The 20,537-nt window shown below is 38.2% G+C and carries 12 protein-coding genes; 1 reads left to right on the top strand and 11 read right to left on the bottom strand.

The genetic code is table 11. The features are described from left to right. Positions 1–201 precede the first annotated feature (201 nt). The 6 genes from ELS83_RS05900 to ELS83_RS05875 form a co-directional block, all read right to left on the bottom strand. Positions 202–1,851 carry a DUF4369 domain-containing protein gene (locus ELS83_RS05900; protein ID WP_171594610.1) on the bottom strand — a complete coding sequence of 550 codons (1,650 nt, stop codon included), beginning with the start codon at positions 1,849–1,851 and terminating at the stop codon, positions 202–204. A gap of 140 nt (positions 1,852–1,991) precedes the next feature. Beyond that, positions 1,992–3,713, bottom strand: coding sequence for a DUF4369 domain-containing protein (locus ELS83_RS05895; protein ID WP_171594609.1), 1,722 nt, complete (start codon positions 3,711–3,713; stop codon positions 1,992–1,994). An 81-nt stretch (positions 3,714–3,794) separates the two neighbouring features. Next, positions 3,795–5,063 carry a thioredoxin family protein gene (locus ELS83_RS05890; protein WP_171594608.1) on the bottom strand — a complete coding sequence of 423 codons (1,269 nt, stop codon included), beginning with the start codon at positions 5,061–5,063 and terminating at the stop codon, positions 3,795–3,797. Between the two features lie 117 nt (positions 5,064–5,180). Next, a complete protein-coding gene (locus tag ELS83_RS05885) occupies positions 5,181–6,398 on the bottom strand; it encodes a thioredoxin family protein (RefSeq protein ID WP_171594607.1) in 1,218 nt (405 codons plus the stop codon). Positions 6,399–6,854: 456 nt separating this feature from the next. Further along, entirely contained in the window at positions 6,855–8,117 is a 1,263-nt protein-coding gene (locus ELS83_RS05880; protein WP_171594606.1) for a thioredoxin fold domain-containing protein, read from the bottom strand. 262 nt (positions 8,118–8,379) lie between these two features. Continuing rightward, positions 8,380–10,272 (bottom strand): FG-GAP-like repeat-containing protein, encoded by a 1,893-nt coding sequence (locus ELS83_RS05875; protein WP_171594605.1) that lies wholly within the window; start codon positions 10,270–10,272, stop codon positions 8,380–8,382. Between the two features lie 766 nt (positions 10,273–11,038). Here ELS83_RS05875 and tnpA point away from each other — a divergent pair. Further along, complete coding sequence (gene tnpA / locus ELS83_RS05870) at positions 11,039–11,503, top strand: IS200/IS605 family transposase (RefSeq protein WP_171594604.1); 465 nt, start codon at positions 11,039–11,041, stop codon at positions 11,501–11,503. 478 nt (positions 11,504–11,981) lie between these two features. On the opposite strand, the gene ELS83_RS05865 is transcribed toward tnpA, so the two are convergent. The 5 genes from ELS83_RS05865 to ELS83_RS05845 form a co-directional block, all read right to left on the bottom strand. Further along, positions 11,982–13,052 carry a TlpA disulfide reductase family protein gene (locus ELS83_RS05865; protein WP_171594603.1) on the bottom strand — a complete coding sequence of 357 codons (1,071 nt, stop codon included), beginning with the start codon at positions 13,050–13,052 and terminating at the stop codon, positions 11,982–11,984. Between the two features lie 172 nt (positions 13,053–13,224). Beyond that, complete coding sequence (locus ELS83_RS05860) at positions 13,225–14,646, bottom strand: RagB/SusD family nutrient uptake outer membrane protein (protein ID WP_171594602.1); 1,422 nt, start codon at positions 14,644–14,646, stop codon at positions 13,225–13,227. Between the two features lie 100 nt (positions 14,647–14,746). Continuing rightward, entirely contained in the window at positions 14,747–18,499 is a 3,753-nt protein-coding gene (locus ELS83_RS05855; protein WP_171594601.1) for a SusC/RagA family TonB-linked outer membrane protein, read from the bottom strand. Positions 18,500–18,612: 113 nt separating this feature from the next. Next, positions 18,613–19,812 carry a FecR family protein gene (locus tag ELS83_RS05850; protein ID WP_171594600.1) on the bottom strand — a complete coding sequence of 400 codons (1,200 nt, stop codon included), beginning with the start codon at positions 19,810–19,812 and terminating at the stop codon, positions 18,613–18,615. A 74-nt stretch (positions 19,813–19,886) separates the two neighbouring features. Further along, positions 19,887–20,447, bottom strand: coding sequence for an RNA polymerase sigma-70 factor (locus ELS83_RS05845; protein ID WP_171594599.1), 561 nt, complete (start codon positions 20,445–20,447; stop codon positions 19,887–19,889). Positions 20,448–20,537 lie beyond the last annotated feature (90 nt).

The following is a 20,537-nucleotide window of genomic DNA, read 5'->3' as shown; positions in this document are numbered from 1 at the left end:
AATATGGGGTGAAGAGAAATCTTAAAAAAATACAGAAAAGTCTTTTTTTTAATGATACTCTGACAAATAAAGAGATACAAAAAAAGGCAGATTTTCGAATGAAAACCTGCCCTTACCAATCATTTAAACTAAACCTCTAATTGGCAATCAAAACCTACTTATTTTGCCAATTCACTATGAAATATTTAAATCCCAAAATATTTACCCTTTAATTACGCATTTTACCAAACCCTTATTTGGCGAAGCCAGGTAGATGTTATTCTGACTGTCGGAAATTACCGGGATGTGGAAACATCCGTCTACCAATTCGTCAATTCCTTCGATTGGTTGCGCACCATCTTTACTGTATACTTTGATTCTTGTTGGAGTTTTTTCTACAGTAATTACACAGTTGTTATCGAGTTTACGAACACTAACCGGATTACAGCAACTCCAAAAATCGTTGATTCCTTTTCCTCTTTGCCCAAATGAAACCAATTTCTTACCCGAAAAATCGTAGGCATCCACACGGAAAGATCCAAGGTTGGCAACAATGATGTTCCCTTTCTTATCTACATCAAAATCTAGAATTGAACAGCATGGTCGAAGATCTCCCAATTTGGTAACAGGCGTACCATCTTCTTTTTTGTAAATCTGCATCAACTGGCTTCCAACATCCGACACCAAAAGTTTGTCCTCATAAATTCTCGATCCAGAAGCCTGTTTCACTCCTTTTAGCATGAACTCTTTCAGCAAATCACCCTTCTTGTTGTAAACCAAACATTTTACTCCTGCCGGCGCCATATAGGTTGATGTTCGTCCGCGAAATTTCCTGGTTTCCTTTTTTTGTTTTCCTACACAGATATAGATCTGATCCTGATCGTCAACTGCAATGGTTGATGGCAAGCCATCCTCTTGCACTTCGAATCGGCTTAGTTCCGCTCCATCGGTAGAGATGATCTGAACAAAAGTCTTGGTTTTTTCTACCTCTTTCCCATGACTATTGTAATTGTCGTGCAAGTTTGTTCCTGTTAAAGCACACAAATTGTTATCCTTAAAAATAGACAAGTAGGAAACGTTGGTATGTACAGCACCTTTAAAGTTTTGATCTACCTTATAGCTTACACTTTCAGCATTGGCCACAAACTTGTCCAGTCCTGCTTCTGTTTCCAGCATCATGTTCAGCATGTTAAACATTTTGGCTACATAAGGGTGATTTCTAATCGAAGGATCGATAGGATCGGCCCAGGTTTTCAAATATGCAGCACTTTCGCCACCAGTTTTTGAGGTTAATCGTACCCAAATTAAATCAGCCCCATATGGATTAGTCGGATTATTCTTGATAAAGTTTTTCTGGAAATCCAGGTGTGCTAATTTCTCTTTCTTCACTTTTTCTTCCGCCTCTTTTTTCTCTTTCTCAGTCTTAGCCTGATAAACAAGTGAGCTATATTCATATGGACTCATGTGAGTTTTGAAGAATTCAGCACTTGCTTTGCGGTACTGGTTAGCACCATCCTGCATAGGTCCACCACTCACCTGGTTATCTCTCCAGTCTTTTCCTCCAAGCATTGTCATATCAGCATTTTCGGCCCAGAATCTGGCTCCCCATTCTCCGTCCAATTGTTCAAGTGTTAATTCCTCAGGCATTGGAAAATCATGATTCATACTAAATTTTCCTTCTTTCACTTCCAGGGTATCTATCGCCACGTTGCCCACGCCATCTTTATACACCGATGCCACAATTTTACCTTCAGCAAAAGTGCTTACCGTTCCGTTTAGATTAAAACCACCTTTTTTAATTTCTTCTTTTTTTGCATTACAAGCAGATAAAACCACTGTAAGCACTAGTAAACCTGCAACGAATTGCTTCATTATTTTCATTTGGCTTATTTCTTTTTGTTATTGTTTATTGAGTAAACACCTTTATTTAAAATAAGGGTGAAGAGAAAAAAGGCAGGCCATTACAACCCGCCTAAAAATCGCATTAGTTAATATTCAAATTCATGTGATATCTACATCACAATACATTTTACCAAACCTTTTTCGGGAGATGCCAGGTAGATATTTGATTTGCTATCAGACATCACCGGGATGTGGAAGCATCCTTCTACCAACTCCTCTATGCCTTCTATCATTTTAGCTCCTTCTTCGGTGTAAACCTTGATGCGAGTTGGTGATTTTTCCACTGTAATTACTGCTCCATTGTCCAATCGGCGCACGCTTACAGGGTTACAGCAAGAATGAAAATCGTCGAGACTTCTTCCTCTTTTCCCAAATGAAACAACTTTCTTCCCTGATAACTCATAGGCATCAACACGGAAAGAGCCTAGGTTTGCAGCCAATACCTGTCCCGATTTTTTATCTACATCAAAATCGAGAATTGAACAACAAGGGCGCAGGTCGTCGATTGTAGACAAAAGCTTACCATCTTCCTTGTTATAGATCCCCAATGCACCTTTACCCACATCAGAAACCAATAGTTTATCCTTATAAATCCTTGCCCCGGTAGCATACTCACGTCCAGCCAATTCGAAAGTTTTCAGTTTGTCACCTGTGGTATTGTACACATTACACTCAACACCTACATTTCTAAGCTGCTTCGATTTTCTGCCTCTGAAGTTTACCTCAATTACTTTCTGCAATGTAGACAATACGTAAATGTTATCCTGATCATCCACAGCGATTGATGAAGCCAAACCATTTGCATTCACATTGAAACGCTTCAATTCTTTTCCATTTGGGTCGATAATTTGAACGAAGAAGTTTTTAGCTTGTTTCTTCTCACCAGTCATATTGTGAGAATTGTAATTGTCGTGTACGCCAAAATCACTCACAAGTGCACAAAGTTTATCATTCTGCATCATCGATAGGTAAACTACATTCTTGTGAACCGCTCCCTTGTACGAATTGTCGACTTTGTACTTCACGTTGTGCACGCCAGCTACGAATTTGTCTAAGCCAGCCTCTGTTTCCAACATCGAGTTCAACATTTTGAACATTTTCGCCACAAATGGATTTTTGCGGGTATTAGCATCGATAGGATCAGCCCATTCCTTCAAAACGGCAGCACTTTCACCACCTGTTTTAGAGGTTAATCGCACCCATACCAACTGGGCGCAATAAGGATTGGTAGGATTGTTTTTGATGTAGTTTTTCTGGAACTCCAGGTAGGCCAATTTGGCTTTCTTTTGCTCTTCCTCTAAAGCCTTCTTCTCAGCTTCTGTTTTGGCTGTATGAATCTTCCCATAGTAATCCATTTCGCTCGGGTGATTCTTGCTATACTCTTTTTGCGCCTTGCTATAATGATCGGCTCCTGCTTGCATTTCACCACCTGTTACCACGGCTACATATCGATCCATCGATTGACCACCAAAATGCAAGGTTTCCTTTTTGGCAAGCAGGGTCATTACGGCATTTTCAGCCCAAAAATTAATGTAAACCGATCGGTCGTCTGTCTCAAAAGACAATTGTGTAGGCACGGGAAAATCATGACTAAAGGTAAACTTCCCATCTTTTACCACTACTTTTCCCAATTCTTTCTCACCATAATTGGTACAGGCTTTAAGAGTTCCATTAAAACCTTCGATCGTACCATCCAGCGACATCCCAGGTTTATCATCTTGTGCTTGCTTTTCTTTGTTCTTACAAGAACTTGCAAAAACGCTCAATACCAAAATCAGCATAGCCATCTTGGTCATCGAGAATATCTTTCTTGATTTTGTGTTTAGTTTCATTGATTTTGTTGTTTGGGTAAACCAGTAGCAGGATCATTCAAAACAATCCCAATACTGGTTAATTTATTGATGTGAAAGATCTTATTTTAATGCTTGTAGCTTTTCTTCCATTAGGTTTTTAAAGTAATCTGCACCTCGCCCATCTTTTGTCATTTCAATTACCTTTTCGTAACATTCTTTGGCTGTTTTTTTATCACCAAGTAGTGCCGAATATTCTCCCAAAGAGATGGTAAGACTTCTGTCGCCAGGGTATTTTTTCAAGCCTGTTTTTAAGATTTTCATTACGCGTTTTGCATGCGCAGGAGTAATGGCATCCTTAGCTTGTAGTAACTGACCAGCTGAGGTGTTGTAAGAATACGATTCAACTTCTCCCTTTGCCAATTCATATGCCAGGTATTTGTCGTTCCAATCCAGAACACCATCTAAATCTTTTTTGTACAAACAAAGTCCCGATTCTCCAACCATGGTCATAATCTGGAAAGTATCCTCTGCATCCGCATCAGGTGTATCGGCATATACCTTTGCCAATCGACCGTGAACTGCAGCCAGGTATTCGCGAAATTTCAAATCGCCAGTACGATATGCCTGGTGAATAGATTGATTGTTTGTTCTGAAAATGAACATGGAAAGATCTGCATTTGGAATAACTTTCGCCCAGGCTTCATAATTGTTATAAATGTGTTCCACAAATGGATTTCCGTTGTTTGGACCATCCAAATACATCGAAATCAAGCGAAAATCTTCCTTGTTCATCATTTCGTGAGGTTGTTTACACACGAAATACCAGGAAGCCATTTCGGCAAACTTTTCAAACCATGGAGTTTGCTCTTCGCGTGGTAAAGTTGAAGCATAAACTCCACCTGCAAGAATCAGGTTTCTTACAAAATCGAGGTTTCTATTCCCCTTTTTGTATGCCTCGAATTGCTCAAGAAATGGCTTTTCTTCGCCCGTAACCTGTTTCGCAAAGCTGATAAAGAAACCTGCATCGGGAGTAGCTCCTACCAAACGCTTGTTTTCTGTTCCATCGGCATTAAAGAAAATCATTGTTGGAAAACCTTTCACCTTATTTGCTTCTGCCAATTTTGGACCTTCTCCTTTTTCGGCATCAACCTTTAAAGAGATAAAATTTTTGTTGTAATAATCGCCAACTTCTTTTTGTGTGAAGATGGTTTCCGACATTTTTTTACAAGGGCCACACCATGTAGTGTAGAAATCTACAAATAGCAATTTGTTCTCCTTTTTAGCTTTTGCTAAAGCTTCAGCAAAAGTGCCGTGTTCGAATTGAATTCCCTGTGCAGAAACAGACAGTGAAATCACCGCCATTACTGCCACCAATAGTAATCTTTTCATTTTTTGTATTTGTTTTGGTTAGATTAATTTTTCAGATTTGATTGCTGTTCAGCAATATGAAAAAGCAAAAGCACTGTCAGGCTTAATTCGCTCTGACAGGCTTTTGAGAAATATCAATTATCTTTTTGGAAATGAAAGCGGGCTTAGCTCCTCTCCCTTTAGTAAATTTTGCACGATTGAATATGGCCAGGCTGATTTCTTTGATGTAGCATATTTTTCAGCTTCTTTGGCATATTTTTTAGCAATTTCCTTTGCTTCACCTGTTTTACCAGCTTTGTAGCTTAAGTAAGCATAAGCACCTACCGAAAAGAAATGAACGGGAGTGGCATTCAAACCTTCTTCATACTTTTTGCGAATAAAATCGGCATGCTCAGGCTTTAGCTCTTTTGCTTTTAAGGCCGAAAAACCAACCATTTGATCAAAGCCAAGAGGTTCACCATACTTTTCCTTGTATTCCATCATTTTTAGAACATGTTCAGCTTCTTGTCCGTTAAATCTCAACATATCACGATCGAAAAGATCTTTTGCCTGATCAGCATAAGCTGGAAAATCTTTTTTCATGGCTTCAAAAGTAGCTTTGAGTTTTGCCTCATCACCCATAGAATCGTATAAGGAAGAACAGAACCAGGCAACAGCATTTGCAGCATCTTTTAAGAGTGGAAATTTTTCCTTGTTGTTAACTACTACATTGTAGAATTTGTTGCCATAACGAGCTTGCCAAAATGCCATTAGCAAAGGCTTTCCTTCCCAACGTTCATTTTCTGGATAACATTCATACATCATGTACCAGTCGTCGGCACTTGGAGGTCTGTGAGTTGCAGCCATTCTGGCCTGGAAATATTCATCGAGAAAAGCAACTGAACGCGCTCCTTTTTTGAACTCTTCCTGGTACCACGCCCAATCTTTCTTTTCCAAACCAAGGGCCAGGCGCCCCAATCTTAAAAATCCTTTTTCATCACCTGCACCTATTGAGGTTCCTTCGTAAATCGATTTCCCTTCGGCATCGGTGAAAGTAAATGTTGGAAAGCCTTTTACTTTGTATTTCTTTGCCAGCTCGGGCCCCTCTCCAACTTCGGCATCTACCTTGTAACAGATAAAGTGTTCGTTGTAGAATTTACCAACCGACTCCAGCGGGAACACATTTTTCGCAATGGCTTTACATGGTCCGCACCATTTGGTATAGAAATCGATAAAAATTTTCTTGTCTTGCTTTTTAGCCTCAGCCAGCAACTCTTCATAAGTTCCATGGAAGAATTTCATTCCTTTTCCTTCCTGATGTGCTTTTACTGCAATTGTTGCCATCAAGAGGCAAGCAATCATTACTAATCTTTTCATTGTATATGTTTTTGGTTAGATTAATTCGAACTTCATTTACTTATAAGTCCCTTTGTATTTGAAGAACACGCACTCTTTCCAATGGAATGAAGGGAAGAGTGAGAATTAACCTTAATTAACCTTCGAGCGGTTAATAATGAGTAATGGATAACTAGTAATGGATAATAATCTCTTGAATTTTTCCTCTTTTCTTTCGTCGCATGCATTGAATTACAATAATGATGATCACTAGTTGCGACGAGAGATTTACCAACCATAAGCCAGGATGACATTCGCTGCGCTCATTTGCCCTGGGCTGAAATGAAATGCCCTTTCAGGGCTAACTTGCATTCATTACAGCTAGTTTTCTAGTCAAGAAACTTTCCTGTTTACCTCCAGATTCATGTATTTTTTTGACTAAAAAAGCCATTCCCCCGTACAAGGAATGGCCTGAAACTACTCACGATTCAAAGCTAATTATAGCGCTTGAATTTTTTTGGTCATATTTTCTTTATAGTAATCAGCATGTCTGCTGTCTTTGGTTAATTCAATTACTTTATTGTAGCACTCTTTTGCTTTTTCAGAGTTTTTAAGTAATGCGTAGCAATCTCCTTTATTTTCGATAAGTGTACTTGCATTGGCATCTAATTTTAATCCCAATTCGATAAATTTCATCAACCTTTTCACCTGCTTTTCGCTAATGTAATCTTTCGAAGCATGCAAACAGTTGCCAACAGTAGCCATATAGCTTCTGGCATCCAACTCACCTTTTTCTTTCTGGTATGCTTTGTATTTTTCATTCCAATCCAGGTAGCCGTCTACATCTTTTAAACCATGCAGGCAATAACCAGCCTCGGCAACATAGGTCATCACCTCATGCGTATCATTTGCTTTTCCATCGATATGAGCCTGGGCCAAACGACCATGTATTGCTGCCAGGTATTCACGAAATTTCAAGTTTCCCTTCTGGTATGAATCGTGAATCGACTGGTTGTTTGTTCTCAAAATGAACATGGTTAAATCTTCAACAGGAATCACTTTCTTCCAAGCCTCATAATTATTGTAAATGTGCTCCACAAATGGATTTCCGTTATTCGGTCCATCTAAATACATTGAAATCAGACGAAAGTCGTCTTTGTTCATCATTTGCTGTGGTTGTTTGCAAACAAAATACCAGGATGCCATATCAGCAAATTTTTCATACCAAGGGCCCTGTTCTTCGCGTGGTAAAGTTGAGGCATATACACCTCCGGAAAGGATTAAGCTTCTTACAAAATCCAGATTTCTATTTCCCTTTTTGTAAGCTTCATACTTCTCTAAAAATGGCGTCTCATCGCCTGTTACCTGCTTGGCAAAACTCAGGAAGAAACCCGCATCAGGAGTTGCTCCTACCAAACGCTTGTTTTCAGATCCATCGCCATTAAAAAAAATCATGGTTGGAAAGCCTTTTACATTGTATTTTCCTGCCAATTCTGGTCCCTCACCTTTTTCAGCATCCACTTTTAAAGAAATGAAGTTTTGGTTAAAAAAAGCACCAACCTCATCTTGAGTGAAAATGGTTTTTGACATTTTCTTGCATGGGCCACACCATGTGGTGTAAAAATCTACAAACAACAATTTGTTTTCTTTTTCAGCTTTTGTCAAAGCTTCGGCAAATGTACCTTGTTCAAACTGAATTCCCTGTGCATTCACACCTACACTAAAAATTGCAAGTAATGCAATCAGTAATACTTTCTTCATTGTTTATCTCTATTTTTGGTTAGATTAATTTGAAACTTATTTTCTAAAAGTCCCTTTGTTCTAGTAATACACGCATGCTTGATTATGGAATGAAGAGCTGGATGAGATTTAACCTTAATTAACCTTCGAGCGTTAACAATGAGTAATTAATAATGTGTAATAATCTCATTGACTTTAAGACTTTTGGACTTTTGGACTTTTGGACTTTAAAAAAGACCATTCCCCATTACAGGAAACAGTCTTTTCACCCTAATCAAAAAAACTATCGCATGCTTACATTAGCTTTTACATCCACCACATGTTCTTCGGGTGGCAAGCACATTTCGTTGTTACAGGTTTGAAACTTGATCTTCACCTTAATATCCACCTCTCTTAAAGGTTTAAAGTTTTTATCCATATATTGCTCTCTTGTTGGGCGCTTCAATGAAAACTTCTGCTTGAAGCAAACACTATCTCCCTTATAAACTACCATACCTCCTTTTGGCGTTTCTTTCGGCATTACCAGTTCACCAATTTTATCAACACCATCTGGCAGTTCAACACTAACTACTGTTGGAATAAAGCCAGCCGATATATTGGCTTTGTTTTCGGTATACAGGTACCAATCTTTTTTCAACTTAAAATCAATCTCAAGCATATGTTCTTTTCCATACTTTACACGCTCTGGCGATTTTATCGTAAAACTTACCGGTCCTTTCGTTGAGGAGCTTTTAACCAACTCATTTTTCCATGGCTTACGTTGGAAGGCTGGTTGGGCTTCTGCTTTTTTTGCTATGGCTTTTGTATCACTCTTTTTACCGTAAAAAACGAATGTATATCCTCTGTGACGCATGGTCAGATACTTGTAATCATCCAGATTACCCATGTACATTCTGCGAGTCCAGCCCATGGTATCTGCTTCAATCTTTTTAATTGCTCCTTCAACACCACCTGCCCATTTAATGGTACGACCAGCATCTTTACCAGGCATCTCAATTTGCATATCTTTTACCCATCTCCAGGCAATTTCCGGTACAGCATCATATCCGTTAATGGTTGGGATGGAAATTCCCATCACAATATCCTGTACGCCATCATTGTTATAATCCACAACAGTGATCATTGGCTGACAACCCGGCATTGCTTTATCGCCATTTAGCTCGCTAAACAGTGCTCTTTTAGCTTCGAATCGTAAACCTTTATCGGTTTGAACACCTCGGAAAAATTCAACAGGATTGTGTCCTTTTTGGTAATATTCATGCGTAACCAATAGGTCTAATACTCCATCGCCATCCCAGTCTGTTGGTGTCATGTAACCTTTGCCAACTCCTGCCAGGTTAATATAGGTTCCGTCTTTTTTAGCTTGTTCTACCCATTTTTGCTCAGGATCATTCACTTTCAGGATACTTCCATCAACATGGTGCAAATATTTTCTCAGGCCAAACTTGGGTTTTACTTTTGTGCCTTTGTTTAGTGCTACACGAAAACCGTCTGATCCACCAACAAACAAATCCAATAAACCATCACCATTGAAGTCGGCAAAGTCGGCCGAAGTGTAGTTCCAGTAGGAGTTTGCTTTCGGATCCCATGATGGATCGTCATGTGTAAGGCGAGCCCCTTCAACATATCCTTCCTGGTCGATGAAAACCCGAGGTAGAAAACCTTTATCAGAGCCTCTCCACCAGGAAATCTTTCCAGGATTGTACTGACCAGACAATATATCTAAATGCCCATCGCCATCCATATCTACAATTCTTGGATGAATTCCGATACAGCACCACTGATGATTGGTAATGGTATCTCCCTTGATATCCGTTGCATAGAAATATTCACCAGTATATTTTGGTTTCTTATCAGAGCCTTTATTGATATAGACTTTGATGTTTGATCCTGTATCTCCCGTTTCGAACTCGCCCAATAACAAATCCTTCTTTCCATCTTTGTTCCAATCGAAAAAGGCAGGATAGATTAAACCATGTTTCTCGGTTCTGATTTCATTTTTACTTCCAGTCAATAGTATAGGGTTCTTTAAAAGTGGAGCTCCAGGAATATCTGCATTTTTAATTTCCCTCATTTTAGGAAAGTTCTTGGTTTTCTCCTTGTCCTCTTCCCTGTTTTGCGCTGTTGCGGATAACACACAACAAACCACTAATAGTAGGTTTACAATTCTTTTCATATGTTCGTTTTTTACGTACAGTTGATTAAAAATCTTTTCGTATTACTTGCATTTGGAGTTAAGATCTATCAGACAATCTAATCAGACCTTTATCTCTTTTATTAGTAAAACACGCACATGTAAATTGGGGGTGAAGAGAAAAATGAAATTAACCTTAATTAACCTTATTCAATTTTCTACTAGCCATTAAGAATGATAGAAAATATGAAATAGGCGGTGTGATTAATTGTTCAAGGTGATATTTTATACCACGGTGCGATGCACCTTTTGATATGTACTAATCCTTAGGCTATAAATATGTCGGTGCGCTGCACCTTTAGACCGCCGAAAACCTGATTTAGATAATTTTCTGTATTAGACACTTTATTTACCATTGGCTAAACGAGCCACAGMGTGGCGAAGCATTTATARCCARATRAATAATSAATGAAATTGAGGTGCAGAGCACCGTGATATGGTTCATATTAAATTTATAATTAARGTAAATACCACGGTGCTAAGCACCTTATTGCTTTGTGCTAATCTTTAGGCTATAAATATGTCGGTGCGCTGCACCTKTAGACCGCCGAAAACCTGATTTAGATAATTTTCTGKACTAGAMACMTTATTTACCATTGGCAAAAAAGCCACAGMGTGGCGAAGCATTTATARCCARATRAATAATSAATGAAATTGAGGTGCAGAGCACCGTGGTATGAAAATTTATTTTTATCTATATTATTATTTTATTTACTTTAAACCTTATTTCACCCTAAATATCAACAATATGGCAAACACTTATTCTCAATCTTACATGCACCTTATTTTTGCAGTTCGGAATAGAAATGCCTTAATTCTTGATTCCTGGGCTTCAGACTTAGAAAAATATATTACAGGCATTGTTCAGGCTGAAGGACATAAATTAATTGCAATCGGAACTGCCCATGATCACATCCATATCTTTATTGGCTACAATCTAAACAATCCGATTCCTAAGCTGGTAGAACAAATCAAAACTTCATCCAATAAATGGATTAAGGACAAAAAACTTTGTCCTTTTCATTTTAGTTGGCAAAATGGATATGCTTGTTTCACTCATTCTCACTCCCAGATTGATCGAGTAGCTAAGTATGTTTTAAACCAGCGAGAACACCATATAAAGAAATCTTTTAAGGATGAATATTTATCAATTTTAAAGAAGAATGACATCAAATTTGAGGAGAATTACTTGTTTGATTTTTTTGAAGAATAACTATGGTTTATTGATTTTTTACAAAATCAATATGCACGTTATCAATGGGGATGCAATTCTGGTTATAAATACTGCGGTGCTAAGCACCTTATTGCTTTGTGCTAATTTTTAGGCTATAAATATTTCGGTGCGCCGCACCTATAGCTGCCATAAAACCTGATTTAAATAGTTTTCTGTACAACCCACCTTATTTACAATCGGCAAAAAAACCACAGAGTGGCGAAGCATTTATAGCCAAATAAATAATCAATGAAATTGAGGTGCAGAGCACCGTGGTATGAAATATTTTAAAGAAGAAATTGGTGAAAATATTACGGTGCGCTGCACCTTTGGATTGCTTTACAAATTTGAGCTATAAATACTGCGGTGCTCTGCACCTTTAGACCGCCTAAAAACCTGATTTAAGCACCTAATTTTTCTCTATAAAACAAAAAACTCCGACCTGGCAGCCGAAGTTTACTTTCTAATAAAATCAATTCTATTGATATAGCTTTTTGAGCATCTCTTCGAGCTCCTGTGGTTTTAATCCATTGGCTACAATTCTACCCTCTTTATCCAAAAGGAAATTATCAGGAATAAAATTGATTCGGTATGCATTGGCAATTGCATTATCGTAATGGTTCAATTCAGAAACATTGATAAACTCTTCGATTCTATCGTAGGCAATAGCTTCTTTCCACAGTTTTTTATTGCTATCGAACGATACGCTTAACACCTGGAAGCCTTTGCTTTTATATTGTTCCTGAATTTTTTTGATGCGAGGCATTTCTTTTCGACAAGGTCCGCACCACGAAGCCCAGCAATCCACAAATACATAACTATTCCCCAAAACATCATCCATTTCAAATCGTTCATCATTCGATGTATTGGCCGAATAGGAAATAAATTTTTCGCCCAATTGCCTGCGATCACTGGCATCACAGAATTTCAAAATCATCTTAAACCTCTCTTCACGTTTAAACTTTGGTTTTAGGTGTTGAATGATGTGCTTCATGCTTTTTTGATGATTCCCACCGGAATACAATAAATAACACAAATCGCTGGCAGCGTATAAGGACATCCAATGGTTTGGATATTGATGAATTCTGTTTTCAATTTGCTGAATTAATTCATCAACTTTATCTTTCTGCAAGCCACCATATTTACTAATAGCACTCTCAAAATCTTTCTGAAAATGATGCTGTAAAGAATCAGATACTGAACCTTTGATTTTAATTCGCTTCTCGTCTTTGCGATCCAAAGCGGCATCAGCAGTAAAATATATTTCAGAATTTTCGAGCACAAAGCTGGCATAAAACTTTCCTTTTTCGCTCGACATGATGCTAAAGAAACCAGGATGATTTACTTTGCCTGATAAGGTGAACTGCCCGTCTATAACAAAGACAGAATCCATAGCGGCATTGCGTTTGGCAACAAAATCTTTGGGATAGTAAAGGTATTGATCCTCGAAATTTTCAATGGTTCCGTGAATAATAAAGCCTTTTTCAGGCTGTTCCATACCGCAGCTTAACACTAATAAAGCTGATATGATCAGAAGAATATTTCTCATTTTGAGATGTTTGGATGTCACAATTTACATTATTCCAATAATTGCGCATCCCATGCAGGAAGTACAATTACCGGAGTTAAAAACTCGCTTGCATTTTGGTTGTTGTTAGTTGTAAGTAGTAATCTCCGATTCCAGCAATAGGAACCGGAGATTGTATGATAAAGGTCAGAGATTATTCTCTTGGATTCTGTTTGATCTGGCCATTACTTGTATTCACTACAGCAGCGCCAATAGGTGCAGCCCAGTTTATAGAGTTTGCCTGCCATGTCACACTTCCTCTTGTTAAAGAAATACCCGCATTGTGAAGTGCATTTAAACGCTTGATTTCAAAGAAACGATATCCTTTCACATGGAATTCTCTTCTTCTCTCATCAAGAATCATCTGGATAGCTTCAGCCTGATCTGTTGTCGCTAACAAGTGACCATCAGCAGCTACAACAGTAGCGTCAAATCTTTTCGCACGTAGCGTATTTGCAGCATCCAAACCACCTGCTACATCACCTGTTCTTGCAGCCGACTCTGCTTTAATCAATAACAATTCAGGTACAGTAATACCCATTGCATATCGATAGGAAGAGTAGCTGTTTTGAGCATAATGATAAATTGTTTTACTCGGATCGTTAGGATCTGGATAAGTTGATGAATGTTTTGCGATTCGCAAGTCATTCACTTTATCCGTAAATACAGCTGCTAAGGCATCTGAGAATCTTCCTGCTCCTACAGTGTTAGGATAAGCTCCTGTAGTAACAGGGTATGTAGCTCTAAATAGCACGTGCTCAGGATTATCTAATCCCTTAGGGATATAATTTCCAGCAAAAGGATCATAGTCGTTATAATCAATTAAAGTTGAGTTATGTGCCAAGGCTGCATTTGCTTGCTCCAATGCATTTGCATAATCGCCCATGTGCAGGTAAACACGTGCCAATACGCCTTGTGCTGCTGCTTTGTTAATTCTATCGATGTACGGACGACCTTCCATCAATAATGGAATTGCTGTAGTTAAATCTGTAACGATTTGCTCATAAACAGCATTCACCGATGCTCTAAGCAAAGATTCAGATTGGTCGGCATACTTAAACAAAATTGGTACACCCGACTCTTCTTCAGCCGCAGCAGGCAATCCGTAATGCTGACCAAAGATATTTACCACACGCCAGTAAGCAATTGCTCTGTGAGTTAAAGCCTCTGCTTTGTACTGGTTTATTCTTGCTTCATCACCAGTAACTTCTTCTAATACTTGCAGAATGTAATTTGCTTTTGTAATTGAACTGTAATGGTAACTCCACTCTCTATCTTCCTGAGATTCATCATGGAAAACCGGATCCAAATTATAAATGGCCGCATTTTTACGATACCAACTTTGAGAAGCCCAATATGAAACTTCTTCTTCATTCAATGTCAAATTATCATTAACCAAGAGTTCGATAACACTACCAAATGCTCCAAGTCCATAACTATCTGTACTTTCCAGCAAAGCATTTACATCGTCTAAATCTTCTGCAATAGCCGATCCCTTTGGTGTGATATCTACATAATCGTCACACGAAGCAAAGAAAATCGCTGCAAATAGTATTAATATATTTAGTTTTTTCATCTGTTACTTTTTTATGTGTTACTTTCAGATGTTCCCAAATTCTTTGGGAGTCCGTTAATTAAATTTCCATTCAATTCACGGAACTTGTATTATTCATTATTTAAAAATCGATCTTTGCTCCTACTACAAACGACACAGGAACTTTGATACCCGGACGATATGCTTGTGGGAAGTTACCACCAAAGTAGATTGATCTACCTGAGAATGGTACTGATTCAGGATCGATATTCTTGCTGTTTGCAGTCCACAGCAAACCTAGGTTTCTTACCTGGAACATTAGGCTTGCTCTTGAGATACCCACTTTCTGAATCAATTCCTTGTTGAACTCATAGTTTAAAGTAATATCCTTTAACCTGATATGAGAGGCATCGTGCATTGCATAATCTGATAATTGGAATGCAGTTTTTCTATTATAACTTGCTTGCGATAAACTGGTTGGCATAGCAGGAATATCTGTGAAATTTTCATCTCCAGCCTGTTTCCAAGCATTGGCTACATCCACATGTTTGGTTTGTGTATTATCAAAAGGTTCTATATAAGGATATTTAGCCAATAGATTTTCCTGGAATACGTGACCAAATTTGTAAGTCAACATTGCCGAAAGTGTAAAGTTCTTGTACTTAAACGACTGACTTAAACTACCAAAAGTAGGTGCTGTAAAAGGCTTGGTTACCACCATATCTTCCTGGGTCATCGAATCAAATTCAGGATCGTTCCACTTGATAATATCACCATTTCTATTGTAGACCTGAGGATCACCATTCTCGTCCAAACCTGCCCACTTGTATCTTACCTCAGCACTTACATCTTCTCCAATTACCTTTGATCTTCCTCCGGTAATATCATAATAGTAACTAGAAGCACTAGTTGGTACACGCTCACCAAACTTCTTCACCTCATTTTTATTATAAGAGAAGTTAAAAGCAGCCTGCCATTTAAAATCCTTAGTTTTAACCAGGTCAGCTTGTAAGAATAACTCAATACCACGGTTTTTAATTTCACCGGCATTAATCATTACCTTACCCAATGCGTAAGATGGATTTGATTCTTCTGTTACCAACAAATCTTTAGAATGTTTATCGTAAACATCAATCGAACCTCTTAATCGGTTAAACAAACCAAAATCGAAACCTAAGTTCACAGTAGTTGTTTCCTCTGGTGCCAGGTTAGGATTACCAGGATTATCAATAGTAGCATATGGTCTTCCTGTTGTCCAGCTTGAAGATGCGAAACGAATGGTAGTCATTGTTGTTAAACCACGACGCATGTTACCATTCACACCGTAAGATCCTCTAAGCTTTAATTCATCAAGCCATTCAGCTTGCAAGAATTCTTCTTTGGCTGCGTTCCACGATCCACTAACAGCCCAGTACAAGTTTTTCGATAATTTTTTGTTGATACCAAATGCGGTTGCCTGGTCAACTTTCAATGATCCTTCGATATTGTACTTCGCTTTGTAAGAGTAACCAAAGTTTGAGAAAGAAGAAACTGTTCTACTGATTGTTTCTGGAACATATAAATCGTCATTCTGGAATGAACCATAACCTAAATAAGTATCATCAATTTGTCCATGATTAGAAGCCCATTGGTTTTTCTCGAAAGTAGTTGAGTACAAACCTGTTTTGTCACTATAACCTACGAACTTTTGCTGGTTGCTTGTATATTCATTTTCTGTAGCTTCCATACCAACAGTACCACTTACTACATGGTCATCGGCAAATACTTTGTTAAAATTCAGGCTACCTCTTAAAATGCTATAAGTAGTTACAGTCTTCTTTCTTTCCAGCCACTCGCCATAAGGAACAGCTCTTGTAACGCCTGAACCCGTACCGTCATCAATTGCAGTGATATACGAATTTTGTTCGCGTCTCATCATATACTGCTCAACAGGGCGATGGTTTCGAATGGTATTTTCAACCTTGTTTACCTGATATTTTAAATCAGCAGTTAACCAATCGGTAACTTTATAATTCAAACCTCCGGCCAAACGCAAGTTGTAATTTTTATGATTGTTGTCCTGGTATCTCGAATCAATAATAGGACTGTAAGAATAATCATCAAAACCTTTCGATAAAAATTCATCTTTAAATGGAGCATAAACATCTTTAATGGCTAATGGGTTGCCACTAGCATCTGTTAACTTATCGTAACGGTTAATTACCGTTCCTGTATAAAGTGCTCCAACACCAATTGCATTATAATTGGTTTCCGATGTTGCCAAACTCACATCAACTGTCGCTCTTAATCTTTCATTTAATTTTAGATCAGTTGTCAACGACAAGTTTAAGCGTTCAAAATCATCACCTTTGTTCGGACGCTTTTCATCGGTATGTGAAATCGCTAAGTTATAGAATGCAAAATCGGAACCTCCGTTAATGTTAACCGAGTTTTGCATGATTGTACCACCTCTTAGGAATTTGTCTTTGAATTCTGGCAATACATCATTTTGTCCTAAAGCAGTTAACTGCTGATCTCTTTCCGTTTCAGAAATTGTTCCTGCATAAAAATCGGCCCAAATAGAACTAAATGCATCCATACTGGTATATTTATTACCCCAGTTCTCTTGAACAGGATATGGATATGGTCCCCAAGCAGGATTCCACCATCCAGGAATAGCAGCGTAGTTAATGGCATTATAGGCAGTATTGCTGGTAGGATTTAATTTCATATAGGCACTTTTTGCCGCAATAATATCAGGTGAGCTTGCAATACCTAAATCTCCCAAATCCATTTTTGTTCCGAAAGTAAAGTTCGTAGATAAGGAAACTCTAGGCTTTCCTTGCTTACCACGTTTTGTCGAAATTACAATTACACCGTTGGATGCACGCAATCCCCAAAGTGCAGTTGCCGCTGCATCTTTCAGTACGTCAATCGACTCAATTGTAGAAGGATCGATATCGTTAAAAGGACCTTCGTATGGGAAACCGTCAACAACAATAAGTGGTTGTCTGTTTAATGAGTTTCTTGCTTGCATTTCCGGATCAGATGCTTCCCCTTCTTCATCGAAAGTGGAAATACCACGAAGAACAAGTTCTAATCTTTCTTGTCCACCATCAGGAGAAACACTTGTAATATTCAAACCTGTTGATAAACCTTCCATCTTATCGTCAAGGTTGGTTGTTACCTGTCGGTTCACATCTTCCTGAGAAATTTTTGTTGAAGAAGAAGATTGTCTTACTCTACTGGTTTTGGTATAACCGGTAATTACAACTTCACTTAATGATTCTGTATCGGCAGTTAAAGTTACATTCAAAACTTTTTGACCATTAAAGTTTACTTCCTGAGGCAACATGCCCACAAAAGAGAATACAAGTACAGCTGATGGTTTCTCCAGCTTAAGCATGTAATTACCATCTATATCAGTAGCAGTACCAATTGATGTCCCTTTAATTACAACAGACACACCCGGAAGAGCAACTCCATCCTTATCGGTAACTGTACCTCTAACTTCATATTTCTGTACCGGAGTTTTAATCATCGGCTTTGGAGGAGCAGGCATTAAAATGATTACCTTATCTTCTACGGTGTAGGTTATTTCCGTTCCGTCCAAACATTCATCAAGGATTTCCTCGATATGAGAACCGTAAAAATCTGCATCGTTAATTTTAACACTTTCGATCTCATCGTCGGAATAAATAAAGTCAAATTCGCTGTTACTTTTAATTTCCTTCATTAAATCGTACAGACTAGCATCCTTAAACTCAACGCTAAAGGTAGTTTGCTGAGAATACACGCTTGCTGATATTTGCAAGCTAGCCAGTAAGATAATAAGCCAGGTAATTTTCATAACACGCATCAATCTTCTGAACTTCTCCCCGGGAGGGAAAAGTTTGCACAAGGCCAATTTTTTCATAAATTTGTATTGGTTAGATTAAACATTGTATTCCCGTCATGGAATACTTTATTTGATTTCGAAGCAGGGAATGTTGCCGCATTTCCTGTTTCTTGGTTTATATACTTTAGGTTTTATTTTTCTCTAATCTGGATGACGTTGTTTTTAATTACAAATTGAACATCGGTTGTCTGTTCCATCTTATCCAAAATATCGTTGATATTGCCGTATCGGTCAATTCTGGCAGTGAAACGTTTGTGCTTTAACTCATGAGTTTGGAAGAATACTTTTACATCATACCATCTTTCCAGCTTTCTCATGATATCGTTTAGAGTCTCTTTTTCAAAAACAAATTTTCCATTTTTCCAGGCGATGTATTGCTCCACATCCACCTCTTTGGTTTCCACTGTTTTCGAAAATCTATCGTAATCGGCTTGTTTGCCCGGAATCAAATCAACAGTTTCGTTGTTTCCCGAAAGCCCTTTAGCATTCAGTCGAACAGCTCCTTCAACCAATGTGGTCTGAATACTTCTTTCTTCAGGATACGCCATAACATTGAACTGGGTTCCCAAAACCTTAATTTCCACATCGTTAACATCAACGATAAAAGGTTTTTTCAGGTCTTTCGCCACTTCGAAATATACCTCGCCCGAAACTTTTACTTTTCTTTTATTACCAGTAAACCGAACCGGGTATCGAATTTCAGATTTGGCATTCATCCACACTTTGGTTCCATCCGAAAGGGTTAACTGATACTCTCCTCCAACAGGTGTTACTACGATATTTTCTGCTACCTGTCCTGCATTCGCAGCATCTTCTCCAGTCTGGTAATTCAATCCTTCCTCACCTTTTTCGATTAAGGATCCATCCTTCTCGCGAATTAGATCGCTCTCTTTGTTTTCAAGGTTTACAGTGCTACCATCGGAAAGGTAAAGCTGCGCCTTGGTTTCTCCAGCAGGAATTTCTACAGACACCTGACTAACGTAATTTTGTTCTGTATTAGCTACTTCAAAAATCATGTATACCGCCAAGGCTAATGGCAATGCAATAACTGCAGCGTATTTTAGGAACTGCGTAAGCTTACGCGACTTATTTTTTTGCTGGAATCTTACTCTCCAATCTACTTTCTTGCGAGCCTCTTCAATATTGAATTGCTGATATTGAGAAATCCGATCAAAATCGATGGATTTTTCACGAACCGAATCCATAATCTCCTTCTTTGCATCCTCTTTTTCAAGAAGATCCAATTGTTCCTTCTCTTTTTCGGTCAATTCTCCTGTTAGCTCTTTTACAAGCAGTTCGGCGAGTTTAATATGTTCTTTTGTGTGATTCATTTTTTCCTCTTGTATAGGTGAAACACCTTCATTTAAAAACAGGGTGAAGAAAAAAGAAAAAAAAATACATTTTTTTACATCCAGAGGATATGCAGAATTAAATCGAAGATATTCTGCAGTTTAGATCGTAATGTTTTGTAGGCAATTGCCTTTTGTGTTTTTACCGAATTTACTGATATTCCAAGATCATCGGCGATTTCCTGGTTCTTTAATCCCTGCATACTCAATTGCAGGATTTTTTTACACTGTGGAGGTAATTCATCAATGGAATTGGCGATAATTCGACTTGTTTCTTCCTCAACCACCTGTTTTAGGTAGTACGATTCCGATTCAACCTGCTTCACCTGATGAGATTCGTATTTTCTTTTTACTTTTTCGTGTCGGATTTCGTTTAGGCAAGCATTTCTCGTTGCCTGGTATAGATAGGCTTTAACAGCATTCAAAGAGTTAAACTCCTCGAATTTGTCCCACAATTTTACAAAAACTTCCTGTACCAAATCTTCCCCGTCGGAAGCGACTACGAGAAATCGCCCGGCGAACATGCAGAGTGCTGAATACATTTCATTGAATAAATCATTATAACTCAGCGACTCATTATTCTCAACGGTAATGGTTTTATCAGAATAGGTCTTCATTAATAGTGGGTTATTTGTGGGCAAAATAGTGTTTTTTTTTTAGTCTGTGCAAATTCGTTTTGCTAAAAAAATCTGGTTCACCCTTCGCAA

This window comes from Marinifilum caeruleilacunae (assembly GCF_013141825.1).
Classification (GTDB): domain Bacteria; phylum Bacteroidota; class Bacteroidia; order Bacteroidales; family Marinifilaceae; genus Marinifilum; species Marinifilum caeruleilacunae.
Note: the sequence above shows the minus strand (reverse complement) of the source record. Positions and strands in the feature narration are given on the sequence as shown.

Bases quoted from the DNA above. Each gene is read 5' to 3' on its own strand.
- ELS83_RS05890 (WP_171594608.1), bottom strand. From the start codon at position 5,063: ATGAAAAGATTACTATTGGTGGCAGTAATGGCGGTGATTTCACTGTCT.
- ELS83_RS05885 (WP_171594607.1), bottom strand. From the start codon at position 6,398: ATGAAAAGATTAGTAATGATTGCTTGCCTCTTGATGGCAACAATTGCA.
- ELS83_RS05875 (WP_171594605.1), bottom strand. From the start codon at position 10,272: ATGAAAAGAATTGTAAACCTACTATTAGTGGTTTGTTGTGTGTTATCC.
- ELS83_RS05845 (WP_171594599.1), bottom strand. From the start codon at position 20,447: ATGAAGACCTATTCTGATAAAACCATTACCGTTGAGAATAATGAGTCG.
- ELS83_RS05850 (WP_171594600.1), bottom strand. From the start codon at position 19,812: ATGAATCACACAAAAGAACATATTAAACTCGCCGAACTGCTTGTAAAA.
- ELS83_RS05895 (WP_171594609.1), bottom strand. From the start codon at position 3,713: ATGAAACTAAACACAAAATCAAGAAAGATATTCTCGATGACCAAGATG.
- ELS83_RS05900 (WP_171594610.1), bottom strand. From the start codon at position 1,851: ATGAAGCAATTCGTTGCAGGTTTACTAGTGCTTACAGTGGTTTTATCT.
- ELS83_RS05880 (WP_171594606.1), bottom strand. From the start codon at position 8,117: ATGAAGAAAGTATTACTGATTGCATTACTTGCAATTTTTAGTGTAGGT.
- ELS83_RS05865 (WP_171594603.1), bottom strand. From the start codon at position 13,052: ATGAGAAATATTCTTCTGATCATATCAGCTTTATTAGTGTTAAGCTGC.
- tnpA (WP_171594604.1), top strand. From the start codon at position 11,039: ATGGCAAACACTTATTCTCAATCTTACATGCACCTTATTTTTGCAGTT.
- ELS83_RS05860 (WP_171594602.1), bottom strand. From the start codon at position 14,646: ATGAAAAAACTAAATATATTAATACTATTTGCAGCGATTTTCTTTGCT.
- ELS83_RS05855 (WP_171594601.1), bottom strand. From the start codon at position 18,499: ATGAAAAAATTGGCCTTGTGCAAACTTTTCCCTCCCGGGGAGAAGTTC.